Below are 24,776 nucleotides of genomic sequence, written 5' to 3'. Positions count from 1 at the left end.
AGGCAATAAGATGGACTCCTGTGACTCCAGCCGACCTTGCCGAACTGCTCCGAGGGACCGCCGCGAAGGTGCTCGCCGAGCACGGACTCGACGTATCCGTACTGCCCGCGACGTTGACGGTCGAGCGTCCCCGAAACCCCGAGCACGGCGACTATGCCACCAACGTGGCGATGCAGGTTGCCAAGAAGGCAGGCGCCAACCCGCGCGATCTGGCCACGTGGTTGGCGGAGGCGCTGACGGCGTCCGACGGTATCGACTCGGCGGACGTCGCGGGACCCGGCTTCCTCAACATTCGCCTCGCTGCCGACGCGCAGGGTGCGATCGTCGCCAAGGCGCTCGAGGCCGGTGCGGCGTACGGCGCGGGTGCCGCGCTCGCCGGGAAGCGGATCAACCTCGAATTCGTCTCCGCGAACCCCACCGGGCCCATCCACCTCGGTGGAACGCGCTGGGCCGCGGTCGGCGACGCGCTGGGCCGCATCCTGGCCACGCAGGGCGCCGACGTGACCCGCGAGTACTACTTCAACGACCACGGCGCCCAGATCGACCGTTTCACGCGCTCGCTGATGGCCGCCGCCAAGGGGGAACCCGCACCCGAGGACGGCTACGCCGGCGCGTACATCGTCGACATCGCCGCCGACGTCCAGAAGCAGGCACCGGGTGTCCTCGAACTGCCCGAGGCCGAGAGCCACGAGACCTTCCGGTCCATCGGCGTCGAGCTGATGTTCACCCACATCAAGCGCACGCTGCACGAGTTCGGCGTCGACTTCGACGTCTACTTCCACGAGAACTCGCTGTTCGAGTCGGGTGCGGTGGAGACGGCCGTCGAGACCCTCAAGAGCTCCGGCAACCTCTATCACGAGGACGGCGCGTGGTGGCTCAAGAGCACCGACTTCGGCGACGACAAGGACCGCGTCGTCATCAAGTCGGACGGCAACGCCGCCTACATCGCGGGTGACATCGCCTACTTCCAGGACAAGCGGGCCCGCGGCTTCGACCTGTGCATCTACATGCTCGGCGCCGACCACCACGGCTACATCGGCCGTCTCAAGGCCGCCGCGGCCGCGTTCGGCGACGACCCGGACACCGTCGAGGTAATGATCGGCCAGATGGTGAACCTGGTCCGCGGCGGCGTCGCCGTGAAGATGAGCAAGCGCGCCGGCACCGTCATCACGCTCGACGACCTCGTCGAGTCGATCGGTGTCGACGCCGCCCGCTACTCGCTGGTGCGCTCGTCGGTGGATCAGAGCATCGACATCGACCTCGAGCTGTGGGCCAGCACCACCAACGAGAACCCGGTGTACTACGTCCAGTACGCACACGCGCGGCTGTGCTCGATCGCCCGCAACGCCGCCGACCTGGGGCTGAGCTCGGCGAACCCGAACCTGGGTCTGCTCACGCACGACCGCGAGGGCGACCTCATCCGCACCATCGGCGAGTACCCGCGCGTCGTCGCGAAGGCCGCCGATCTGCGCGAGCCGCACCGCATCGCGCGCTACCTCGAGGAACTCGCGGGCACTTACCACCGCTTCTACGACGCCTGCCGCATCCTGCCGCAGGGCGACGAGGAGGCCGGCGACCTGCACACCGCGCGTCTGGCGCTGTGCGACGCGTCGCGTCAGGTGCTGGCCAACGGTCTCGAGCTGCTCGGCGTCTCCGCACCGGAGCGCATGTGAACGCGCATCCCGCCGGGCCCCGGCACGCCGAGATCCAGCACGCCCCCGGGTTGCCCCCGCGTCCGGCCACGGCGTCCGCGATGACCGCGCTGCCGGCACAGGTCTGGCCGCGCGGCGCCGAGCGCGGCTCCGACGGTGTCGTCCGGATCGCCGGTGTCCCGGTCACGGACCTGGCCGCGAAGTACGGCACCCCGCTGTTCGTCGTCGACGAGGACGACTTCCGGTCCCGCTGCCGCGAGATGGCGCGCGCGTTCGGCGGTGCCGAACGCGTGCACTATGCGTCCAAGGCGTTCCTGTCCGCCGAGATCGCCCGCTGGGTACGTGACGAGGGGCTGTCGATGGACGTCGCGTCGGGCGGCGAACTCGCCGTCGCGCTGCACGCCGGATTCCCCGCCGAGCGCATCACGATGCACGGCAACAACAAGTCCGTCGCTGAACTCGACACCGCGGTCACCGCCGGTGTCGGGCACATCGTGCTCGACTCGATGATCGAGATCGACCGCCTCGACGAGGTCGCGGCTCGGCACGGCGTCGTGCAGGACGTGCTGATCCGCATCACCGTCGGCGTCGAGGCACACACCCACGAGTTCATCGCGACCGCGCACGAGGACCAGAAGTTCGGGTTCTCGCTGTCCGGGGGCAAGGCCATGGAGGCCGTTGCCCGGGTCCTCGACAGCGGCAATCTGCGACTGATCGGTCTGCACAGCCACATCGGCTCGCAGATCTTCGAGGTCGACGGCTTCGAACTCGCCGCGCACCGCGTGATCGGGCTGATGCGTCAGATCGTCGACCGCTTCGGGCCGGAGAAGACCACGCAGCTGTCGATCGTCGACCTCGGCGGTGGCCTCGGTATCTCGTACCTGTCCAGCGACACCCCGCCGCCCGTGGATCAGCTCGCGGCCAAGCTCGCCCACATCGTGGCCACCGAGTCCGCGGCCGCCGGCCTGCCCGTCCCGACCCTCATGGTCGAGCCGGGTCGCGCGATCGCCGGTCCGGGCACCATCACGCTGTACGAGGTCGGGACCATCAAGGACGTCACCCTCGACGCCGGCGCGACGCGGCGGTACGTCAGCGTCGACGGTGGCATGAGTGACAACATCCGCACGTCGCTGTACCAGGCGGAATACGATGCCCGCCTGGTCTCACGGGACAGTGACGGCGAGCCCGTCGTCGCGCGTGTCGTCGGCAAGCATTGCGAAAGTGGTGACATCGTCATCCGCGACGCGTGGATGCCGGACGACCTGGGTCCCGGAGATTTGCTCGCGGTCGCGGCGACGGGCGCATACTGCTATTCGATGTCCAGCCGGTACAACCTGCTCACCCGCCCGGCCGTGGTGGCAGTGCGAGACGGCGCCTCACGCCTAATCTTGCGTAGGGAAACTGTGGAAGATCTGCTCAGCTTGGAGGTTTCGGAGTGACCAGCGAATCGGCGCAGCGCGCCATCGGGGTGGCTGTTCTCGGCCTCGGGACCGTGGGCAGCGAGGTGGCTCGGATCATCCGGGACCACTCGACGGACCTCGAGGCCCGAGTCGGTGCGCGACTGGAACTGCGCGGTGTCGCGGTGCGCCGCATCGACGGTGATCGCGGCGTGCCGCAGGAGTTGCTGACCACCGACGCGGAGTCCCTGGTGACCCGCGACGACGTCGACGTGGTCGTCGAGGTGATCGGTGGAATCGAGTTGCCACGCAAGCTGGTGCTCGCAGCGCTCAATGCGGGCAAGTCGGTGGTGACGGCGAACAAGGCGCTGCTCGCCGAGTACACCGGTGAGCTCGCCGAGGCGGCGGAGCGGCAGAGCGTGGACCTGTACTTCGAGGCCGCCGTGGCCGGCGCGATCCCGGTGATCCGTCCGCTCACGCAGTCGCTCGCCGGCGATCGGGTGGACCGTGTCCTCGGCATCGTCAACGGCACCACCAACTTCATCCTGTCCGCGATGGACGAGACCGGTGCGGACTACGCCGACACGCTCGCCGAGGCCGGTCGTCTGGGCTACGCCGAGGCCGACCCGACCGCCGATGTCGAGGGCTTCGACGCGGCGTCGAAGGCCGCGATCCTCGCGTCGATCGCGTTCCACACCCGCGTCACCGCCGGCGACGTCTACCGCGAGGGCATCTCGAAGATCACCTCGGCCGACCTCGACGCGGCCAAGTCGCTGGACTGCACGATCAAGCTGCTGTCGATCTGCGAGCGCATCGTCGGCGAGGACGGTGGCGAGCGTGTCTCCGCCCGCGTCTACCCGGCGCTCGTCCCGCGTGAGCACCCCCTCGCCGGCGTCAACGGTGCCTACAACGCCGTGGTGGTCGAGTCCGCTGCCGCGGGCCGCCTGATGTTCTACGGCCAGGGCGCCGGTGGCGCTCCCACCGCGTCCGCCGTCATGGGTGACCTCGTCATGGCCGCACGTAACCGCGTGCACGGCGGGCGTGGACCCCGCGAGTCCAAGTACGCGGATCTGCCGATCGCGCCCATGGGCGACATCCCCACCCGGTACTACGTGAACATGCAGGTGGCCGACCGTGCCGGTGTGCTCTCGGCGGTCTCCGCCGAGTTCGCCAAGCGCGGCGTCAGTATTTCCACAGTCCGGCAGGAGGGTGCCGGTGACGGCGCGCGCCTGGTGGTCGTCACTCACCTCGCGAACGACGCGGCACTCTCGGAAACGGTTGCCGCCCTTGCCGAACTCGAATCTGTAACCGCTGTGACCAGCGTGCTCCGACTGGAAGGTACCTCCGAATGACCGGCGCCAACCCCAAGGCCGATACCAAGACCACCCCCGTCCACACCCCGTGGCCGGGACTGATCGAGGCCTACCGCGACCGGCTCGCGATCGGACCGAACTGGAAGACCGTCACGTTGCGCGAGGGCGGCACGCCGCTGCTGCCCGCCGGGCACCTGTCGGAGCTCACCGGCTGCGACGTGTACCTCAAGGTCGAGGGTCTCAACCCGACCGGTTCCTTCAAGGACCGCGGCATGACGATGGCCGTCACCGACGCCCTCGCCCGTGGCCAGCAGGCCGTGCTGTGCGCCTCCACCGGTAACACGTCCGCCTCCGCCGCCGCGTACGCCGCCAAGGCCGGTATGGGATGTGCCGTCCTGGTTCCGCAGGGCAAGATCGCGATGGGCAAGCTCGCGCAGGCCGTCATGCACGGCGCACGAATCATCCAGGTGCAGGGCAACTTCGACGACTGCCTCGAGCTGGCCCGCAAGACCACCGCGGAGTTCCCGACGATCGGCCTGGTCAACTCGGTCAACCCGGTGCGTATCGAGGGTCAGAAGACCGCCGCGTTCGAGATCTGCGACGCCCTCGGCAAGGCCCCCGACGTGCACGCGCTGCCCGTCGGCAACGCCGGCAACATCACCGCCTACTGGCGCGGCTACTCGGAGTACTTCGCCGACGGCATCACCTCGGTGCGCCCGCGCATGCTCGGTGTCCAGGCCGCCGGTGCCGCACCGCTGGTGCATGGCGCCCCGGTCAAGGACCCCGAGACCATCGCGACCGCGATCCGCATCGGCGCACCCGCGTCGTGGGACGGTGCCGTCGCCGCCAAGGAGGAGTCGAACGGTGCGTTCCGTGCCGCCACCGACGAGGAGATCCTTGAGGCGTACCGCCTGATCGCCGCCACCGAAGGTGTCTTCGTGGAGCCGGCGTCGGCCGCCAGCGTCGCGGGTCTGCTCGCCGCGCGCAAGGAGGGTTGGCTCGATTCCGGCCTGACCGTGGTCTGCACCGTTACCGGAAACGGCCTCAAGGATCCCGACACCGCGCTCGCGGGCATGCCCGCGGTGCAGCCGATCCCGGTCGACCCCGTGGCTGTCGCCTCCGCCCTCGAGCTGGCGTAGTGACCGCGGCCAGGGACACGGCAGCGACGCCGGTGAACCAGGACGAGACGACCCGGACCACGACTCGGAACCAGACGATGACACAGACCCTTCCCATCGGACTCACGGTGACCGCGCGTGTCCCCGCGTCCAGTGCGAACCTCGGTCCGGGATTCGACACGCTGGGGCTGGCGCTGGGTCTGTACGACGAGATCACGGTCACCACCACCGAGTCGGGCCTGGCCGTTCGGGTCGAGGGTGAGGGTGCCGACGACGTGCCGTGGGGTCCGTCCCACCTCGTCGTCCGCGCAATCGAGCGGGGTCTCGAAGCGGCGGGCGTGTGGGCCGACGGCCTGGATGTGGTGTGCCGGAACGCCATTCCGCACTCGCGGGGTCTTGGTTCGTCGGCCTCGGCCGCTGTCGGTGGCCTGGCCGCGGCCAACGGGCTCGCCCGCAAGGCCGCTCCCGAACTCGAGCTGACCGACGCGCAGCTGGTGCAGTTGTCGTCCGAGTTCGAGGGACACCCCGACAATGCTGCCGCCAGCGTGCTGGGCGGGGCGGTGGTGTCGTGGAGCGAGAGCACGGGCGACGACGCGCAGCGTGACTACCACGCGGTGCGGTTGCCGGTGCACCCCGACGTTCGCGTCGTCGTGCTGGTGCCGTCCGAGCGCTCGTCGACCGCGCTCACCCGCGGACTGCTACCGGAGACGGTTCCGCACCGCGATGCGGCGTTCAACGTCAGCCGCGGCGCACTCGCGGTCGTCGCGCTCACCCAGCGACCGGATCTGTTGATGACCGCGACCGAGGACAAGCTCCACCAGACGCAGCGGGCCCCGGCGCTGCCGCTGACGACACGGTGGATTGCGAAGTTGCGTGAGGTGGGGATCGCTGCCACCGTCTCCGGCGCCGGCCCCACCGTGCTGGCGCTGTCCGACCGGCCGTTCCCGGAGGCGCTGCGGGGAGAGGCCGAGAGTGAGGGCCTGCGGGTGCTCGAGCTCGATATCGCCGACGGCGTTCGGGTCGACTGAGTCCATACGGACCGATGGGACGCGCTCAGGACTGGTTCTTGCCGAGTAGGGCATTCGCCGCTATCCTGAGCGTGTCCGTACATCGTGCGCTTCAGACGCCGGTGCTTCACCAGGGCAATCACTCCATTTCCTCGGGGTAATCCTGGCGCGATTCCTACGCGATTTCTTCTGCGTGGATCGATCGACAGCACCCGCCTTCTCGGGTGATGTGATGGGGGACAAGGCCGACATTCCATCCAGCGGATACGGCACATCCGAGTTCAGTTGTCGACTGAACTGCGGGACGAACCCTCGGCTTTGCGCAGCGCGAGCGAGGGAAGGAAAGGACCTCCGTGACCGATACGGACCTGATTGCCACGCCTGTTCAAGATTCCCCGGCAGAGGCCGCGGGTGCCCGGGCGGGTCATTCTCCACAGACTTCTGACGCTGCACCGCGCGAGGGCGCGGTCGCCGCGTCCACCAAGCGCGCCGAGGCCCGGCGCGGGGCCGGGCTTTCCGGAATGGTGCTCGCCGAGCTTCGTTCGCTCGCGGGCGAACTCGGCATCAAGGGCACCTCGGGTATGCGTAAGGGTGACCTGATCGCCGCGATCAAGGAGCGTCAGGGCAGCTCGGGTGCCGCCAAGGCTGCTCCCGCCAAGGCGGCGGCTCCCGCCGATGCCGCTCCGGCCGATGCTGCTCCCGCCGCGGAGGCGCCCGCGCCCCGCAAGGAGAAGGAGAGCACCGAGGCGTCGGCACCGGCGGCCGCAGATGCGCAGCAGGACGGCGCCGACGCCGAGCAGGGCAGCCGTCGTGGCCGTCAGCGTCGCGGCGCGTCGCGTCGTGCGGGTTCGCCCGAGGGCGCCGAGGCCGAGAACACGCAGACCGACACCGCCGTGGCCGAGCCCAAGACCGCCGACTCCAAGCCGGAGCAGGGCCGGGACCAGCAGTCCGACGAGCGCGGCGAGCGCGGTGGACGTCGTGAGCGCGGCGAGCGTGCTCAGGGCGGTGACCGTGGCGAGCGTGGCGAGCGCGGTCAGGGCGGCGATCGCTCCCAGGGCGGCAACGGACCTCGTGGTGAAGGTCGCGGCGAACGTCGTGACGGTGACGACGAAGAGGGCGGTCGCGGACGTCGCGGACGCCGCTTCCGTGAGCGCCGTCGCGGACGCGACCGTGGCGAGGCCGGGGAGGGCCGCGAGCCCGAGATCCGCGAGGACGACGTCCTGCAGCCGGTCGCAGGCATCCTGGACGTGCTCGACAACTACGCGTTCGTGCGCACCTCCGGCTACCTCGCCGGCCCGAACGACGTCTACGTCTCGATGAACCTGGTTCGCAAGAACGGTCTGCGTCGCGGTGACGCGATCACCGGTGCGGTCCGCGTTCCCCGTGAAGGCGAGCAGCAGAGCAGCCAGCGGCAGAAGTTCAACCCGCTGGTGCGCCTGGACACCGTCAACGGCGGCGACGTCGAGGCGGCGCGCAAGCGTCCGGAGTTCAACAAGCTCACGCCGCTCTACCCGAACCAGCGGCTGCGCCTCGAGACCACGCCGAACATCCTCACCACGCGTGTCATCGACCTGATCATGCCGATCGGTAAGGGTCAGCGTGCCCTCATCGTCTCGCCGCCGAAGGCCGGTAAGACCACCGTTCTGCAGGACATTGCGAACGCGATCACGGTCAACAACCCCGAGTGCTACCTCATGGTCGTCCTCGTCGACGAGCGTCCCGAAGAGGTCACCGACATGCAGCGCTCGGTGAACGGCGAGGTCATCGCCTCGACGTTCGACCGTCCGCCGGCCGATCACACCTCGGTTGCCGAGCTCGCGATCGAGCGCGCGAAGCGCCTCGTCGAGGCCGGACGCGACGTCGTGGTGCTGCTCGACTCGATCACCCGACTGGGCCGCGCGTACAACAACTCGTCGCCGGCGTCGGGACGCATCCTGTCCGGTGGTGTCGATTCGACCGCGCTGTACCCGCCGAAGCGATTCCTCGGCGCCGCTCGCAACATCGAGAACGGCGGCTCGCTGACCATCATCGCGTCGGCGCTGGTGGAGACCGGTTCGACCGGTGACACCGTGATCTTCGAGGAGTTCAAAGGCACCGGCAACGCCGAGATCAAGCTCGACCGCAAGATCGCCGAGCGGCGCGTCTTCCCGGCGGTGGACGTCAACCTGTCCAGCACCCGCAAGGACGAGCTGCTGATGAGCCCCGACGAGTTCGCCGTCGTACACAAGCTGCGGCGTGTGCTCTCCGGTCTCGATTCGCACCAGGCCATCGACCTGCTCGTCGACCGCCTCAAGAAGAGCAAGAGCAACATCGAGTTCCTGATGCAGGTCTCGAAGACCGCTCCGGGCGCGCTGGGGGACTGACCTCCACAGGCCCGAACCTGATCGACGACCTCGTCCCCGTGTGCCTCGCGCAGCGGGGACGAGGTCGTATCGGGCGGGAATCAATCTGCGTGGGGCCGCGTTTATGAGGATGCGCCCGCCTCTGGCAGAATGGGCGGTCGCGTGACAATCATGTCCGGTTCCGGTTCACGACCTCGAACGGCGAGGTCGACCCGGCGACCATCGAAAGGGACACCATGAAGGCTGGAATCCACCCCGAGTACGTTGCCACCACCGTCGTGTGCGGTTGCGGTAACACGTTCGAGACCCACAGCACCGCGACCAGCGGACGTATCAACGTCGAGGTCTGCTCGCAGTGCCACCCGTTCTACACCGGCAAGCAGAAGATCCTCGACACCGGCGGCCGCGTGGCTCGCTTCGAGGCTCGCTACGGCAAGCGTGCCGACAAGAAGGCCGCTGCCGACCAGTAGCTGTCCCGCCGACGCCCGTCCTGCGATTCTGCAGGCCGGGCGTCGGTCTTTTTCCGGCCCGACAGTTGTGCCGTCCCCCGAACCGCGTGTGGCGCGCTTGCCGCGGTCCGGAGGCTTCGAAAACCCCGACAAGTGCGCGAGACGCGATAACAGGAGCCCACCATGGCAGGGACGACGCAGCCGTCGGCGATCGACGACATCCTGGCCGAGCACGCAGGTTTGGAGCAGCAGCTGGCGGATCCGGCACTGCACAACGATCCGGCGGCGGCACGCAAGGCCGGCAAGCGCTTCGCCGAGCTCGCGCCCGTCATGGCCACGTACACGAAGCTCGTGGCGGCCCAGGACGATCTCGAGGCCGCGCGTGAGCTCGCGGCCGACGATTCCGCGTTCGCGGCCGAGATCCCTGCGCTCGAGGAGACGGTGACCGAGCTCGACAAGACACTCACCGACCTGCTGGCCCCACGGGATCCGCACGACGGCGACGACGTGGTCCTCGAGCTCAAGTCCGGCGAGGGTGGCGAGGAGTCGGCTCTGTTCGCCTCCGACCTCGCTCGCATGTACGTCCGGCATGCCGAACGGGCCGGCTGGAAGGTCGAGATCCTCGACGCGACGGTGTCCGACCTCGGCGGATACAAGGATGCGACCATTTCGATCAAGTCGAAGGGCGATGTCCGCGACGGTGTCTGGTCGCGCCTGAAGTTCGAGGGCGGTGTGCATCGCGTGCAGCGTGTGCCGGTGACCGAGTCGCAGGGACGCGTCCACACCTCGGCCGCCGGTGTGCTCATCTACCCCGAACCCGAAGAGGTCGAGGAAGTGCAGATCGACGAGACCGATCTGCGCATCGACGTCTACCGCTCGTCCGGCAAGGGTGGCCAGGGCGTCAACACCACCGACTCCGCGGTGCGGATCACCCACCTGCCCACGGGCATTGTCGTGACCTGCCAGAACGAGCGTTCGCAGCTGCAGAACAAGGCTCGTGCGATGCAGGTCCTCGCGGCACGTCTGCAGGCTGCCGCGGAGGAGGCGGCGGACGCCGAGGCGTCAGCGGGCCGCCAGAGCCAGGTCCGCACGGTGGACCGTTCCGAGCGCATCCGCACCTACAACTTCCCCGAGAACCGCATCACCGATCATCGGATCGGCTTCAAGGCGCACAACCTCGACGCGGTCCTCGACGGCGACATGGAAGCGCTGCTCGACGCCCTCGGCAAGGCTGACCGCGAGGCGCGCCTCGCTGCCGAGTAGTCGCCCGCGTCAGCTCACGACGGTGGTGGTGACGCCGCCCTGCGCGAGTACGCACGGCTGACCGGCACCGTTGGTGTACACGCCGTCGAGTACGGTGGTGACGACACCGGGGCCGGTGTCGGCGACGAATTCGGCGCGGGTCCCGGTGTTCGTCAGTGTGGCGATGCCGTTCGCGCCGGTGGAGTCGTTGACCCATACAACTCTGCCCCCGCCGGCCGGTGGAGGCTCGTCGACGCTGATTGCGAGTCGCCCACCGGGCAGAGCGGTGGCGTCCGCGACGCCCATCCCGTTGGGGCAGATCGCCGGTGCCGGCTGTACGTCGAACGCGGTGGCGTGCGCGAGAGCGGGCCCGATCGCGACGGTGACTGTGGTGAATGCGGCGGCGGTCAGTAGGCGCGCCGCTGTGGCGGAGAACATGGGATGTACCTTCGTCCGGCCTCGGTCTGACGGTGTCCAGACCGGTCGTATTCTATCGCCGGGAGGGCCGCTGCAGCGCCGCCGCAAGCTGTCCGGCACCTATCCGTGCTGCGTCCGTGACCGACGTGGCAGTCTGTACCCGTGAGACAACCCATCCGCCTGGCCATCATCGAGGCAGCCGCCGAGTTGGAGAGAGCCGGGGTCCCCTCGGCGCGGGTGGATGCCGAACTCCTCGCCGCGCACCTGCTGGGCGTCGAACGGACGCGACTCGGCCTGGTGCCGCTGGTGGACCCGCCCGTGATCGACGAGTACCGCAAGCTCGTGGCGCGCCGTGCGGAACGCATTCCGCTGCAATACATCACGGGATCGACTGCGATGGGCAGCATTTCACTCGAGGTCGGGCCCGGCGTGTTCGTTCCGCGGCCGGAGACCGAACTCCTGTTGGCGTGGGCACTCGCGCATCTCGAGGCGTCCGGTCGCCGTGCGCCCGTCGTGATGGACCTGTGCACCGGGTCCGGCGCGCTCGCGCTGGCGATCGCGCACGCCCGGCCCGATGCCGTCGTCCACGCGGTGGAACTCCAACCGGACGCGTTGGCGTGGGCCCGCCGCAACTCCGATCGCCGGCGTGAGGCCGGTGACACACCGATCCGCCTCGTTCAGGGCGACGTCACCGATCGGGCACTGCTCACCGAACTCGAGGGTGGCGTCGACCTCGTCGTCTCCAATCCGCCGTACATCCCCGAAGGGGCCGTGCTGGACCCCGAAGTGGCCGATCACGATCCGCACACCGCGCTGTTCGGTGGAGTGGACGGGTTGTCCGTGATCAAGCCTATGGTCAACAACATCGCCCGGTGGCTGCGTATCGGCGGCGCGGTGGGCGTCGAGCACGACGACACCAACGGTGTGCAGGTCGCCGAGTTGTTCCGCTCCCGCAGGGTGTTCGATCACGTCGTCGAACATCCGGATCTCGCGGGCCGGCCCCGATTCGTCGTCGCGCACCGTGTCGCGACCGATGTCGAGGCGGCACGATGACGGCGCTCCGAGCGTGAGTGAAAGGATGGGGGAGTGAGCACCGTCTACGACTGCAAGCAACCCGACAACCGAGAAGCGGGACTGACCGCCGCCAAGAACGCACTGCGGGCCGGCCGACTGGTCGTGCTGCCGACCGACACCCTGTACGGCCTGGGCGCCGACGCGTTCGACGGCGACGCCGTCGCGAGCCTGCTCAGGGCCAAGGGGCGCGGTCGGGACATGCCGGTGCCGGTACTGGTGGGGTCGTGGAGCACGATCGACGGACTCGTCTACTCGGTGCGCCCGCAGGCACGTGACCTCATCAAGGCCTTCTGGCCCGGTGGTCTGAGTCTCGTTGTGCAGCAGGCACCTTCGCTCGCATGGGATCTCGGCGACAGCCGGGGGACGGTCATGCTCCGGATGCCGCTGCACCCGGTCGCGCTCGACCTCCTGCGTGAGGTGGGGCCGCTCGCGGTCTCCAGCGCCAACATCTCCGGGCGTCCGCCGGCGACCACCGTCGACGAGGCCCGCGACCAGCTGGGTGGGGCGGCCAGTGTGTACCTCGACGGAGGACCGGCCGAGCACGCCGTCGCGTCGACGATCGTCGATCTCACCGGCGACGAGCCGCGCATCCTTCGCGAGGGGGCGGTATCGACTGCCGACGTCGCCGAGGTGCTCGGTGTCACCGCGGAGAGTCTGCTGCCGGGAGGGGCGTAGTCGTGACGGGACTCGTCGTGCACAATCCCGGCCGTCGGCCGGTCTGCCGGTAGCGTCGTCCAGGTGAGTCCTGCGGATACGGCGCTGCTGGCGCTCGCCCAGGGTGGCAACGGGGCGGGTGTGCCGCTGCGTGAGCTACTCCTGGTGCTGTTCACCGCGGCCGTCGTCACGTTCCTGGGGACGGGCGGGGTCCGGGTGCTGGCGATCCGCTTCGGCGCGGTCGCAGTGCCGCGCGACCGCGACGTCCACGTGCAGCCCACACCACGACTCGGTGGTGTCGGTATGTACATCGGAATGTTCGTCGCGCTGCTGTTCGCGCAGCAATTGCCGGCGCTGACACGCGGTTTCGAGTTCTCGACCGACATCAGTGCGGTCCTGGTCGCCGGATTCGTGATCGTGCTGGTCGGTGTGATCGACGATCGCTGGGGTCTCGACGCGCTCACCAAGTTCGTCGGCCAGGTCACCGCGGCCGGGATCCTCGCCGTGATGGGGGTGAGCTGGTACATCATCTATCAGCCCTTCGGTGACACCACGGTCATCCTCGACCAGCTCCAGGCGGGACTCGTCACGGTCGCCGTGACGGTCGTGATGATCAATGCGATGAACTTCGTCGACGGTCTCGACGGTCTCGCTGCGGGCCTCGGTCTGATCGCCTCGCTCGCGATCTGCGCGTTCTCGGTGGGACTGCTGCACGACCAGGGCGGCGATGTCAGCGCGTACCCGCCGGCGATGATCGCGGCTGCTCTCGCCGGCGCTTGTCTGGGCTTCCTGCCGCACAACTTCCAGCCCGCACGAATCTTCATGGGCGACTCCGGTTCCATGCTGATCGGTCTGACCCTGGCGGCGGTCTCGACAAGCGCTTCCGGCCGGATCAGTCTGAGCGCGTACGGGTCCCGGGATCTGGTCGGCCTGCTCTCACCGCTCCTGCTGGTCGGTGCGGTCATGTTCATTCCGATCCTCGATCTGCTGCTGGCCATCGTCCGGCGCACGCGCGCAGGTGTCAGTCCGTTCAGCCCGGACAAGATGCACCTGCACCACCGGTTGCTGCAGATCGGTCACTCCCACCGTCGGGTGGTGCTGCTGATCTATTTGTGGGTCGCGATTCTCGCATTCGGGGCGGTCGGATCGGCCCTGATCGATCGGCGTGTGGTGGTCCTGTTGGTGGCCGGAGGCTTGGTGTTCGCGCTGGTGGTCACCGCGGTGCCGTCGTGGCGGGGATTACAGCAGGATCGCCGCCGGTAGCGAGGGCAGGGGCAGAGGGCGTCCTGCGGACTCCTCTAACCTGGGTGCCGTGACTTCGACCCCCGCGCCGTACTCTGACGATCCCACCGCTGCCCTCCGCCGAGGCGTCCGATTCGGACTGCTCGGACTGCTCGTCCTCGCTGTAGGAGGCGCGATCATCGCTAGCCTGTTCGCCGGTGTCGAGGGTCTGTGGGGGGCGCTCCTCGGCGCCGCCGTCGGTGGCGGATTCATCCTGTGCACCGCCCTCGCGGTGTTGCTGACGGCGAAGCTTCCGGCCGTGACCGCCGGTGCCGTGCTGCTGGGCAGTTGGCTGCTGAAGATGATCCTGGCGATCACCGTCCTCGCGATCCTGGACCCGCTGGACTTCTACAACCGCCAGGCCATGGTCATCGTCATCGTCCTGTCGCTCGTCATCGTGCTCGGTGCCGAGACGTACGGTGTGCTGCAGACGAAGGTCCCGTACGTCTCGCCGGCCGAGTCCGACGACGACGCGAGTACCGACTAGTCCGTTGCCGAGTGGCCTTCGGACGGCTTCCGGGAATCCCCTCGAGGGCCATCCCGAGTTCAAATGGGTACCCCATCTACACAACGTCGTAGATGTCTTGATAGTCTCTGCCTCAAGCGAGTGCGCTGACTACGGGAAAGTCCATAAAGCCTGTGGATCGGCCCGCGCTTGCAGGCAGCAGAGGTAGCCGGAGTTGTCCGAATTTCTGATTCGGGTGGAACTGCCCTCGAGTTGCCGAGTCGACGACCGTCGCCGACACCGACAGACGCCAGGACCGGTTCACCCGAGTCTCCAGCTGCTGACGAATACGCGAGCCGACCTGGTCGACTTGTTAGATCGTCAATGTCCGATCGAACCGCAGACAGTGATGCCTGCGGCCGACTACGGGAGAGACCGCTGAGCGTCACCTTCATGGCCGCGGAGGAATACAATCCGCCGTCACTCGATGATTTCTACCCGCCCGCACTGCTGTTCGAGGGCACCCCCTTCGAGCTCGACCGACTGATGCTCATCCGCATCGTGATGTCGGCGTTGGTGGCTTTGTTCTTCATCATCGCGATGCGTAGCCCGAAGATCGTTCCGCGCGGTATCCAGAACATCGGCGAGATCGCTCTCGATTTCGTCCGGATCAATATCGCGGAAGAGATCCTCGGCAAGGAGCAGGGAAAGCGTTTCCTGCCGATCATCGTGACCATCTTCTTCCTTGTGCTCGCCAGCAACTTCGCCGGCATCACGCCGTTCCTGAACATCTCGCCGAACGCACGAATCGGCATGCCGCTCGTGCTCGCCGCGCTGGCCTACATCGTCTTCAACTATGTGGGCATCAAGAAGTTCGGCTTCTTCAAGTACGTCAAGTCCAGCATCGTCGTGCCCGGCGTTCCGTTGCCGCTGCACTTCCTGTTGGTCCCGATCGAGTTCATCTCGACATTCGTGCTCCGGCCGTTCACGCTGATGGTGCGACTCATGGCCAACCTGCTTGCCGGCCACATCCTCCTGGTGCTGTTCTTCAGTGCCACGCAGTACTTCTTCTTCGCCTCGGGAGGGTTCCAGGCAATCTTCGGCGTGGCCTCGCTGGCCGCCGGCATCGCCTTCACCTTCTTCGAGTTGTTGGTGATCTTCCTGCAGGCGTACGTCTTCGCCCTGCTGACCGCGGTGTACATCGACTTGGCGCTCCACGCCGACTCGCACTGATCCACCTAAATCGATAGTCCTGACCCACGTGCCGCCCGGCAGTGGGCAACAGAAAGGGAACGAACAAACCATGAGCCTCGCATACATCGCTCAGGAAGTTGCCGAGACCAAGGCTCGCGGCTACGGAGCCATCGGCTACGGTCTTGCGGCGATCGGCCCCGGCATCGGCGTGGGTATCGTTGTCGGCAAGGCGATCGAGGGTATGGTCCGTCAGCCCGAGATGGCCGGCCAGGTCCGTACCACGATGTTCCTCGGTATCGCGTTCACCGAGGCCCTCGCGCTGATCGGCCTCGTCGCCGGCTTCATCTTCTAAGACGCCATGTCAGCCACCATCGCGTTGCTCGCGGCCGAGGAGGAGCACAACCCCCTCCTACCCGCGACATATGACATCACTTGGTCGATCGTCGCGCTGGCGGTCGTCGGGTTCGTCTTCTGGAAGTTTGTCCTTCCTAAGTTCCAGAAGGTTCTCGCCGAGCGCACGGAGCAGATCGACGGCGGCATCAAGCGTGCCGAAGAGGCTCAGGCCGAGGCCAAGGCCGCGCTGGAGCAGTACCATGCCCAGCTCGCCGAGGCTCGTACCGAGGCTGCGCAGATCCGTGAGGAAGCGCGCACCCAGGGCCAGCAGATCATCGCCGAGATGAAGGCACAGGCTCAGGAAGAGAGCGACCGCATCGTCGCCGCAGGTCACAGCCAGCTCGTCGCGCAGCGGCAGCAGATCGTCGCCGAGCTGCGGGGAGACCTCGGCAAGACCGCGGTCGACCTGGCCGAGAAGGTCATCGGAGAGTCTCTCGCCGACGACGTCAAGCGCGCCGGAACGGTTGATCGCTTCCTCAACGAGCTGGACGCAGTCAGCGCCGATTCCGCAGCAGGGAAGTGAGCACCATGTACGCAGCGAGCCGTGAAGCCCTGACGCAGACCCGTGCTGCGCTCACCGCGGCGTTGGATTCCGTCTCTCCCGGCGCGGCCACCGCGGCCGCGGCGCAGGCTGGATCCGAGCTGTTCTCGGTGGTCGAGGTTCTCGACGGCCAGCGCACTCTGCGGAGTGCGCTCGCCGACGCGTCCACGCCTGCCGCTGGTCGACAGGGCCTGGCCCGCCAGGTGTTCTCGGGGAAGGTCGGCGCCGAGGCGCTGGCAGCCCTCGAGGCCGCCGCGGGCCAGGACTGGTCGACCTCGGCGGACCTGCTGAACTCGCTGGTCACGGTTGGACGTGAATCCCTGCTCCGGGCAGCGGCGGACCAGAACCAGAGCGACACGGTCGAGGACGAGCTTTTCCGCCTCGGCCGCATCGTTGCCGGTAATCCGCAGCTGGAGCAGGTCCTTTCGGATCGTTCGACGCCCGTCGCCGGCAAGCGCGAGCTGCTGTCGAAGCTGCTGTACGGCAAGGTCACCGCGATCACGGAGGCCCTCTCCATCCAGGCCGTGGGTCGCCTTCGGACCGCTCCCGCTGACGCGTTCGACGAGCTGTCGACCCTGGCTGCGGCCCAGCGGAACAAGGCTGTTGCGCACGTGCGCAGCGCCTCGGCGTTGTCGAGCGAGCAGGTAGATCGGCTTGCGGCGACGCTGACCCGCACCTACGGAAAGCCCGTCACCGTGCACGTGGAGGTCGAACCCGCCCTCCTCAGCGGCATGGTCGTCCGGGTGGGCCACGAGGTCATCGACGGGAGCGCGGCCGGTCGCCTCGCTGCCCTGCGGAAGACCTTCAAGTAGCCGACGACCGAACACATACTCCCGATCTTTTCGAAGACCAGATACCGAGAGCAGGAAAAACATGGCGGAGCTGACGATCTCCTCCGACGAGATCCGTAGCGCGATCGAGAACTACACCGCGAGCTACTCACCGGAGGCCTCCCGCGAGGAGGTCGGAACGGTGTCCGACACCAGCGACGGCATCGCTCACATCACCGGCCTTCCGTCGGCGATGGCCAACGAGCTGCTGGAGTTCCCGGGCGGCGTGCTCGGCGTGGCGCTGAACTTGGACGCCACCGAGATCGGCGCGGTCATCCTGGGCGACTACGAGCACATCGAAGAGGGCCAGGAAGTCAAGCGGACCGGCGACGTTCTGTCGGTGCCGGTCGGCGACGGCTACCTGGGTCGTGTCGTGGACCCGCTGGGTCGTCCGATCGACGGCCTCGGCGACATCGAGACCACCGAGACCCGCGCGCTCGAGCTGCAGGCCGCCACGGTGCTGGAGCGTCAGCCCGTCGAGGAGCCGCTGCAGACGGGTATCAAGGCCATCGATGCCATGACCCCGATCGGCCGCGGCCAGCGTCAGCTCGTCATCGGCGACCGCAAGACCGGCAAGACCGCGGTCTGCGTCGACGCCATCCTGAACCAGAAGGCAAACTGGGCGACCGGCGACCCGAAGCAGCAGGTCCGCTGCATCTACGTCGCGATCGGCCAGAAGGGCTCCACCATCGCCGGCGTCAAGCAGGCGCTCGAGGAGCAGGGCGCGATGGAGTACACCACCATCGTCGCTGCCCCGGCGTCCGATTCCGCCGGCTTCAAGTGGCTGGCCCCGTACACCGGTTCGGCCATCGGCCAGCACTGGATGTACCAGGGCAAGCACGTCCTCATCGTGTTCGACGACCTGACCAAGCAGGCCGAGGCGTACCGCGCCATCTCGCTGCTGCTGCGTCGTCCGCCGGGACGTGAGGCCTACCCGGGTGACGTCTTCTACCTGCACTCTCGTCTGCTGGAGCGTTCGGCGAAGCTGTCCGACGAGCTCGGTGGCGGTTCGCTGACGGCTCTGCCGATCGTCGAGACCAAGGCCAACGACGTGTCGGCGTACATTCCGACCAACGTCATCTCGATCACCGACGGCCAGGTCTTCCTCGAGTCCGACCTGTTCAACAAGGGCATCCGCCCCGCGATCAACGTCGGTATCTCGGTTTCCCGAGTCGGTGGCGCCGCGCAGACCAAGGGCATGAAGAAGGTCTCCGGTTCGCTGCGTCTGGAGCTGGCCCAGTTCCGTGAGCTCGAGGCCTTCTCGGCCTTCGCCTCGGACCTGGATGCTGCCTCGAAGGCTCAGCTCGAGCGCGGCCAGCGTCTGGTCGAGCTGCTCAAGCAGGACCAGTACTCGCCGATCGCGGTCGAGGACCAGATCATCTCGATCTACCTCGCCGGTGAGGGCGTGTTCGACTCGGTGCCCGTCGGTGACGTGCGTCGCTTCGAGTCCGAACTCCTCGAGGACCTGCACCGCAACGCGGCCGGCGTCTACGAGTCGATCAAGGGCGGCAAGGCTCTCGACGCGGATTCGATCACGGCCCTGATGGCTGCGACCGACAAGTTCAAGTCCGGCTTCCTGGCCTCCGACGGCAGCCGTGTCGTGAACGAGGCCGAGGCCGTGGCTCTCGACGCTTCCGAGGTCGGCCAGGAGAAGGTCACCGTCAAGCGCACCACTGTCAGCAAGTGAGCGTGGGCCTCATGACACAGCGTCACCCGAAGGGAGAGTGATCGACCGATGGCAAGCATTCGCGAACTGCGTTCTCGCATCAAGGCGACCAACTCGACCAAGAAGATCACCAAGGCGCAGGAACTGATCGCCACTTCGCGGATCACGAAGGCGCAGGCCCGGGTCGCGGCTTCCAAGCCGTACGCGGAGGAGATCACCAAGGTGCTCTCCGAGCTGGCGAGTGCTTCGGCGTCGCTCGATCATCCACTGCTGAACGAGCGCACCAACCCGAAGCGTGCGGCCGTTCTGGTGGTCACCAGTGACCGCGGTATGTGTGGCGGTTACAACTCCAACGCTCTCAAGGAAGCGGAGGAGCTGTTCCAGCTGCTGCGCTCCGAGGGCAAGGAGCCGGTGATCTACGTGCTCGGTGCCAAGGGTCTCGGCTACTACACCTTCCGCGGCCGTGAGGTCGGCGGATCGTGGACCGGCTTCTCCCAGGAGCCCGGTTACGCGGATGCCGCCAAGGCGAGCCGTCACCTGGTCGAGCTGTTCATGGCCGGCTCTGGTGCGGAGGTGGAGGCCCCGAACGGCGAAGGCACGATCGAGGGCGTCGACGAACTCCACATCGTCTACACCCGCTTCGTTTCGATGCTCACCCAGAAGCCGGAAGTCCGGCGGATGGCTCCGCTCGAGGTCGACTACACCGATGATCACATCGAGCTGGGCGAGGACATGCTGTCCAACGGTCAGCACGACGGCAAGTCGGGTCCGAGCGCGGTGTACAACTTCGAGCCCGAGGCGTCGACGCTTCTGTCGGCACTGCTGCCGAAGTACGTCAGCACGCGTATCTACTCGGCTCTGCTGGACTCCGCCGCCTCGGAGTCTGCCGCCCGTCGTACGGCCATGAAGGCTGCGACGGATAATGCGAACGAACTGGTGAACACCCTGAGCCGTCAGGCAAACCAGGCTCGCCAGGCCCAGATCACCCAGGAAATCAGCGAGATCGTCGGTGGCGCGAATGCGCTGGCCTCGAGCGCAGGAAGTGACTAGCACATGACCGCAGCAGTAACCCAAACCAACGCGAACGGCGCGGACACCACGTCCGGCCGGGTCGTGCGGGTCATCGGTCCCGTTGTGGACGTTGAGTTCCCGCGCGGCCATGTTCCCGACCTGTTCAACGCCCTGCACTCGGAGGTCACCCTCCCGTCGGTGGCCAAGACGCTGACCCTCGAGGTTGCGCAGCACCTGGGCGACAACCTGGTGCGCACCATATCGATGCAGCCCACCGACGGCCTGGTCCGTGGCGCGGCTGTCGTCGACTCGGGCAAGCCGATCTCGGTCCCCGTCGGCGACGTCGTCAAGGGCCACGTGTTCAACGCCCTCGGTGACTGCCTCGACGCTCCGGGCACCGGTCGCGACGGCGAGCAGTGGGGCATCCACCGCAAGCCCCCGGCCTTCGATCAGCTCGAGGGCAAGACCGAGATCCTCGAGACCGGCATCAAGGTCATCGACCTGCTGACCCCGTACGTCAAGGGCGGCAAGATCGGTCTGTTCGGTGGCGCCGGCGTCGGCAAGACCGTTCTGATCCAGGAAATGATCACCCGTATCGCCCGCGAGTTCTCCGGAACTTCGGTGTTCGCAGGCGTCGGTGAGCGCACCCGTGAGGGCACCGACCTTCACCTCGAGATGGAAGAGATGGGCGTCCTCCAGGACACCGCCCTCGTCTTCGGCCAGATGGACGAGCCGCCGGGAACGCGTATGCGCGTCGCCCTGTCGGCGCTGACCATGGCGGAGTACTTCCGCGATGTCCAGGGCCAGGACGTTCTGCTGTTCATCGACAACATCTTCCGCTTCACGCAGGCCGGTTCCGAGGTCTCGACCCTGCTGGGTCGTATGCCTTCGGCCGTCGGCTACCAGCCCACGCTGGCGGACGAGATGGGTGAGCTCCAGGAGCGCATCACCTCGACCCGTGGCCGCTCGATCACCTCGCTGCAGGCGATCTACGTCCCCGCCGACGACTACACCGACCCGGCGCCGGCAACGACCTTCGCGCACCTCGATGCGACCACCGAGCTCTCGCGTCCGATTTCGCAGATGGGTATCTACCCCGCTGTGGACCCGCTGACGTCGACCTCGCGCATCCTGGAGCCCGGCATCGTCGGTGCCGAGCACTTCCGCGTCGCGAACGAGGTCAAGCGGATCCTGCAGAAGTACAAGGAGCTGCAGGACATCATCGCCATCCTCGGTATGGACGAGCTCCAGGAAGAGGACAAGGTCCTGGTCGGCCGTGCGCGCCGTATCCAGAAGTTCCTCGGCCAGAACTTCATCGTTGCCGAGAAGTTCACCGGTGAGCCGGGCTCGGTCGTGCCGCTGCGCGACACCATCGAGGCGTTCGACCGCGTCTGCAAGGGCGAGTTCGACCACCTGCCGGAGCAGGCGTTCAACAGCTGCGGTGGACTCGACGACGTCGAGGCCGCTGCCAAGAAGATCGCCGGAAAGTAGACCGACATGGCTGAGATGACCGTTGAACTCGTTGCCGTCGAGCAGCGACTCTGGTCGGGATCGGCGACGCTCGTCAGCGCCCAGACGACCGAGGGCGAAATCGGTGTCATGCCCGGGCATGAGCCGGTTCTCGGTCAGCTGGTGGAGGGCGGCGTGGTTGCGATCACGACCGTCGACGGCGAGCGTGTGGTCGCGGCCGTGCACGGTGGCTTCCTCTCGGTGACCGCCACCACGGTGACGATCCTGGCCGAGTCCGCGGACATGGCACAGGATGTCGACGTCGAGGCGGCCAAGGCCGTCCTGGCCGAGACCACCGAAGACCTCGAGGCGATTGCGGTCGCCAAGGGTCAGCTGCGTGCGGTCGAGCGCGCCTAGTCAGTTCACGACGAGCCGCGACGGAGCCGACGAGCTGTGACGATCGGGATGGTTGTTCTCATCATTCTGGTTGTGCTGCTCGCGGTCTTCGTCGCGGCTTTCGTGTATCGGCTGACGGTATTGCGTCGTGGCGGGACCGCCGCGATCCTCCGTGTCACACCGGCTCCGGGCGGGAGCGGGTGGCGGCACGGCGTGGTGCGGTACGGCGAGGGCTCGCTGGTTTTCTTCAAGCTGTCGAGCCTGCGGCCGGGACCGGACACGCGGATGAGCCGTCAGGGCATCGAGGTCGGTGCTCGTCGCGGCCCGGTCGGCAACGAGTACGACATCATGACCGACGAGATCGTGATCCTCGAGGTGACGGACGTCGACCGGACGTACGAGATCGCGCTGGACCGGGGCGCGTTGACCGCCTTCCTCTCATGGGTCGAATCGAGGCCGTCGGGGCGCTCGATGCGCGGGCGTCCGGCCTGATCGAGCCGAGACGGCAGGGACAAGGCCGCGACACGGCAACGACAGTCAACGCGAAAGGGAGGCCCGCGGGCCTCCCTTTCGCGTTGTTCGACGACTGTCAGTCGCCGCCACCCGCACCGGGCTTCCAGAGCACGTCTCCGCCCGGGTTGGCCAGCCGGCTCACGATGAACAGTAGGTCCGACAGTCGGTTGAGGTACTTCGCCGGAAGGACGCTGGTGTCTTCCGGGCTGGCTTCGACGGCAGCCCAGGCCGAGCGCTCTGCGCGCCGGGCGATCGTTCGGGCGGAGTGGAGCAGTGCTCCGAGGGGCGTACCACCGGGGAGGATGAACGAGTGCAGCGGTTCGAGGCGCTCGTTGAACTCGTCGCACCAGCCCTCGACACGGTCGATGTAGGGCTGCGTCACGCGCAGAGGCGGGTACTTCGGATCCGGGACGACGGGCGTCGAGAGGTCGGCGCCGGCGTCGAAGAGATCGTTCTGGATCTGTCGAAGTACGTCGACGATCTCCTCCGGTGGTCCGCCTAGAGCGAGCGCGACCCCGATGCTCGCGTTCGTTTCGTCGCAATCCGCGTACGCGATCAGTCGGGGATCGTTCTTCGACACGCGAGAGAAATCGCTGAGCCCGGTGGTGCCGTCGTCCCCGGTCCGGGTGTAGATCCGCGTCAAGTGAACAGCCATGGGCCAACGGTACCGCTCAGCAGGTCTGTGACCGTGCTGGCTAGGCTGTGCCACTGTGAGTGAACGCTTTCTTGTCACCGGTGGAAACCGACTTGTCGGTGAGGTGCCGGTGGGTGGGGCGAAGAACAGCGTCCTGAAGCTGATGGCCGCGGCGTTGTTGGCCGAGGGAACCAGCGTGATCAGCAACTGCCCCGACATCCTCGATGTGCCGCTGATGGCCGAGGTGCTCCGGGGCCTCGGTTGCGAGGTCGTCCTGGACGGTTCCGTCGCGACCATCACGACGCCGGCGCAGCCGAAGTACCACGCGGACTTCGCCGCCGTGCGCCAGTTCCGGGCGTCGGTGTGCGTGCTCGGTCCGTTGGTCGCACGGTGCCGCAAGGCGGTCGTAGCGCTGCCGGGAGGCGATGCGATCGGCTCGCGGCCCCTGGACATGCATCAGTCGGGGCTTCGATTGCTCGGAGCTCACAGCGAGATCGAGCACGGATGCGTTGTCGCGGAGGCAGACGACCTGCACGGTGCGAACATTCGATTGGCTTTCCCGTCGGTCGGTGCGACCGAGAACATCTTGATGGCCGCTGTCCTCGCGAAGGGCGAAACCGTCATCGACAATGCGGCGCGAGAGCCCGAGATCGTCGACCTGTGCAACATGTTGACGAGGATGGGCGCGAGGATCAGTGGCGCCGGGTCGACGACACTGACCATTCGGGGAGTGGAGAAGCTGCAGCCGACCACGCACCGCGTGATCGGGGACCGCATCGTAGCGGCGACGTGGGGTATCGCGGCGGCCATGACTCGGGGTGACGTCCTGGTGCGCGGGGTGAATCCGAAGCATCTGACTCTGGTACTCGACAAGTTGCGGGCGGCCGGCGCCGAGGTGACGGCGGAGGCCGACGGGTTCCGCGTGGTGCAGGCGGATCGTCCGCAGGCAGTCAACTTCGCTACGTTGCCGTATCCGGGCTTTCCCACGGATCTGCAGCCCATGGCTATCGGGCTGGCTGCGATCGCGGAGGGCACGTCGATGATCACCGAGAATGTCTTCGAGGCACGATTCCGGTTCGTGGAAGAGATGATCAGGCTCGGCGCCGATGCCCGGACCGACGGCCACCATGCAGTGGTGCGTGGCGTTCCCGAGCTGTCCAGTGCCCCGGTGTGGTCGTCGGACATTCGGGCCGGGGCGGGGCTGGTCCTCGCCGGACTGGTCGCGGACGGCGTCACCGAGGTGCACGACGTCTACCACATCGATCGGGGCTATCCGCGCTTCGTCGAGGACCTGTCGGGACTGGGTGGCGACATCCGGCGAGTGGTGGACGACGAGTAGGGGCCGCTCAGGGGAGTGGTCCGGCGCCTCGCCAAGGTCTGTGCTCGGCGTCACAACTGGACGTTTGTTCGTCAGTGTGACAATTCGGGCGGTGTGACCTGCGGAAAGTCCGGTCTGCACTTCTCCGACCAGGGGGTTTGACGCCCATCGCCGGCTCGCGTAACTTAATCCAGGTCAGAGCGACACGGACACCGACCCGGACCTGAGGGACTGGGAAAACGAGGTTGTACGGAGAGCGCCTGAAAATCCGAGTGTGGCACTTCCTGTAGGGTTGTGGTGCGCGTTCGGGTGGCCGGAGAAGTTGAGGATTTGCGTCCGAGGCTTGGTTCGGTTAGGCTGGATCGGTTGCCCCGGAACGAGGAGCCTTTGGGTTTCTGGTGATGGTGTGTGCGTGTTCTTTGAGAACTCAACAGTGTGTC

At 67.3% G+C, this 24,776-nt stretch carries 24 protein-coding genes; 22 read left to right on the top strand and 2 right to left on the bottom strand.

What is annotated here, in order from left to right; translation table 11 throughout:
• The first annotated feature begins 20 nt into the window (after positions 1-20).
• The 8 genes from argS (at position 21) to prfA (ending at position 10,541) form a co-directional block, all read left to right on the top strand.
• A complete protein-coding gene (gene argS / locus AC1RIF_RS24820; RefSeq protein ID WP_492604040.1) occupies positions 21-1,673 on the top strand; it encodes an arginine--tRNA ligase in 1,653 nt (550 codons plus the stop codon).
• The gene (gene lysA / locus AC1RIF_RS24815; protein WP_492604039.1) at positions 1,670-3,091 is read left to right on the top strand and encodes a diaminopimelate decarboxylase; all 1,422 of its coding nucleotides are present in this window, start codon (positions 1,670-1,672) and stop codon (positions 3,089-3,091) included. The genes argS and lysA overlap by 4 nt, the downstream gene beginning before the upstream one ends.
• Positions 3,088-4,401, top strand: a complete 1,314-nt coding sequence (locus tag AC1RIF_RS24810) for a homoserine dehydrogenase (RefSeq protein WP_492604038.1) — start codon at positions 3,088-3,090, stop codon at positions 4,399-4,401. Before lysA ends, AC1RIF_RS24810 begins: the two co-directional genes overlap by 4 nt.
• Positions 4,398-5,501 carry a threonine synthase gene (gene thrC / locus AC1RIF_RS24805; RefSeq protein WP_114722186.1) on the top strand — a complete coding sequence of 368 codons (1,104 nt, stop codon included), beginning with the start codon at positions 4,398-4,400 and terminating at the stop codon, positions 5,499-5,501. Before AC1RIF_RS24810 ends, thrC begins: the two co-directional genes overlap by 4 nt.
• A 77-nt stretch (positions 5,502-5,578) precedes the next feature.
• Positions 5,579-6,508, top strand: a complete 930-nt coding sequence (thrB, locus tag AC1RIF_RS24800) for a homoserine kinase (RefSeq protein ID WP_492604037.1) — start codon at positions 5,579-5,581, stop codon at positions 6,506-6,508.
• Positions 6,509-6,840: 332 nt separating this feature from the next.
• Positions 6,841-8,850, top strand: a complete 2,010-nt coding sequence (gene rho, locus AC1RIF_RS24795) for a transcription termination factor Rho (protein ID WP_492604036.1) — start codon at positions 6,841-6,843, stop codon at positions 8,848-8,850.
• Between the two features lie 215 nt (positions 8,851-9,065).
• The gene (rpmE, locus tag AC1RIF_RS24790; RefSeq protein ID WP_031938367.1) at positions 9,066-9,299 is read left to right on the top strand and encodes a 50S ribosomal protein L31; all 234 of its coding nucleotides are present in this window, start codon (positions 9,066-9,068) and stop codon (positions 9,297-9,299) included.
• A 162-nt stretch (positions 9,300-9,461) separates the two neighbouring features.
• Positions 9,462-10,541 carry a peptide chain release factor 1 gene (gene prfA, locus AC1RIF_RS24785; protein WP_492604035.1) on the top strand — a complete coding sequence of 360 codons (1,080 nt, stop codon included), beginning with the start codon at positions 9,462-9,464 and terminating at the stop codon, positions 10,539-10,541.
• 9 nt (positions 10,542-10,550) lie between these two features.
• Here prfA and AC1RIF_RS24780 read toward each other — a convergent pair whose 3' ends face one another.
• Positions 10,551-10,958, bottom strand: coding sequence for an amidohydrolase (locus AC1RIF_RS24780; protein WP_492604034.1), 408 nt, complete (start codon positions 10,956-10,958; stop codon positions 10,551-10,553).
• A gap of 141 nt (positions 10,959-11,099) precedes the next feature.
• Here AC1RIF_RS24780 and prmC point away from each other — a divergent pair, with 141 nt between their 5' ends.
• The 13 genes from prmC (at position 11,100) to AC1RIF_RS24715 (ending at position 22,363) form a co-directional block, all read left to right on the top strand.
• A complete protein-coding gene (gene prmC / locus AC1RIF_RS24775) occupies positions 11,100-11,990 on the top strand; it encodes a peptide chain release factor N(5)-glutamine methyltransferase (RefSeq protein WP_492604033.1) in 891 nt (296 codons plus the stop codon).
• A 33-nt stretch (positions 11,991-12,023) separates the two neighbouring features.
• Positions 12,024-12,686, top strand: a complete 663-nt coding sequence (locus AC1RIF_RS24770; protein WP_492604032.1) for an L-threonylcarbamoyladenylate synthase — start codon at positions 12,024-12,026, stop codon at positions 12,684-12,686.
• Between the two features lie 63 nt (positions 12,687-12,749).
• Positions 12,750-13,928 (top strand): glycosyltransferase family 4 protein, encoded by a 1,179-nt coding sequence (locus AC1RIF_RS24765; protein ID WP_492604031.1) that lies wholly within the window; start codon positions 12,750-12,752, stop codon positions 13,926-13,928.
• A gap of 40 nt (positions 13,929-13,968) precedes the next feature.
• A complete protein-coding gene (locus AC1RIF_RS24760) occupies positions 13,969-14,433 on the top strand; it encodes a Cg1360 family ATP-synthase-associated protein (RefSeq protein WP_492604160.1) in 465 nt (154 codons plus the stop codon).
• Between the two features lie 342 nt (positions 14,434-14,775).
• Positions 14,776-15,624: a F0F1 ATP synthase subunit A gene (gene atpB / locus AC1RIF_RS24755; protein ID WP_492604030.1), complete on the top strand. Its 849-nt coding sequence runs from the start codon at positions 14,776-14,778 to the stop codon at positions 15,622-15,624.
• 70 nt (positions 15,625-15,694) lie between these two features.
• On the top strand, positions 15,695-15,937 hold the full coding sequence (locus AC1RIF_RS24750; RefSeq protein WP_131580124.1) for an ATP synthase F0 subunit C: 243 nt from the start codon (positions 15,695-15,697) through the stop codon (positions 15,935-15,937).
• 6 nt (positions 15,938-15,943) lie between these two features.
• A complete protein-coding gene (locus AC1RIF_RS24745) occupies positions 15,944-16,501 on the top strand; it encodes a F0F1 ATP synthase subunit B (RefSeq protein ID WP_492604029.1) in 558 nt (185 codons plus the stop codon).
• Between the two features lie 5 nt (positions 16,502-16,506).
• Positions 16,507-17,331: a F0F1 ATP synthase subunit delta gene (locus tag AC1RIF_RS24740; protein ID WP_492604028.1), complete on the top strand. Its 825-nt coding sequence runs from the start codon at positions 16,507-16,509 to the stop codon at positions 17,329-17,331.
• Between the two features lie 61 nt (positions 17,332-17,392).
• Positions 17,393-19,036 (top strand): F0F1 ATP synthase subunit alpha, encoded by a 1,644-nt coding sequence (atpA, locus tag AC1RIF_RS24735; protein ID WP_492604027.1) that lies wholly within the window; start codon positions 17,393-17,395, stop codon positions 19,034-19,036.
• A 48-nt stretch (positions 19,037-19,084) separates the two neighbouring features.
• Positions 19,085-20,065: a F0F1 ATP synthase subunit gamma gene (locus AC1RIF_RS24730; protein ID WP_492604026.1), complete on the top strand. Its 981-nt coding sequence runs from the start codon at positions 19,085-19,087 to the stop codon at positions 20,063-20,065.
• Between the two features lie 3 nt (positions 20,066-20,068).
• Positions 20,069-21,517 (top strand): F0F1 ATP synthase subunit beta, encoded by a 1,449-nt coding sequence (atpD, locus tag AC1RIF_RS24725; RefSeq protein ID WP_225023291.1) that lies wholly within the window; start codon positions 20,069-20,071, stop codon positions 21,515-21,517.
• Positions 21,518-21,523: 6 nt separating this feature from the next.
• The gene (locus AC1RIF_RS24720; RefSeq protein ID WP_420164554.1) at positions 21,524-21,892 is read left to right on the top strand and encodes a F0F1 ATP synthase subunit epsilon; all 369 of its coding nucleotides are present in this window, start codon (positions 21,524-21,526) and stop codon (positions 21,890-21,892) included.
• A gap of 48 nt (positions 21,893-21,940) precedes the next feature.
• Entirely contained in the window at positions 21,941-22,363 is a 423-nt protein-coding gene (locus tag AC1RIF_RS24715) for a DUF2550 domain-containing protein (protein ID WP_492604159.1), read from the top strand.
• Between the two features lie 97 nt (positions 22,364-22,460).
• On the opposite strand, the gene AC1RIF_RS24710 is transcribed toward AC1RIF_RS24715, so the two are convergent.
• Positions 22,461-23,039, bottom strand: coding sequence for a cob(I)yrinic acid a,c-diamide adenosyltransferase (locus tag AC1RIF_RS24710; RefSeq protein ID WP_492604025.1), 579 nt, complete (start codon positions 23,037-23,039; stop codon positions 22,461-22,463).
• Between the two features lie 55 nt (positions 23,040-23,094).
• On the opposite strand from AC1RIF_RS24710, the gene murA reads away from it, so the two are divergent.
• Positions 23,095-24,357: a UDP-N-acetylglucosamine 1-carboxyvinyltransferase gene (gene murA, locus AC1RIF_RS24705; protein WP_492604024.1), complete on the top strand. Its 1,263-nt coding sequence runs from the start codon at positions 23,095-23,097 to the stop codon at positions 24,355-24,357.
• Positions 24,358-24,776 lie beyond the last annotated feature (419 nt).

This window comes from Prescottella sp. GW823-FHT02E09, assembly GCF_058797375.1.
This window is presented reverse-complemented; position numbering and strand designations above follow the sequence as displayed.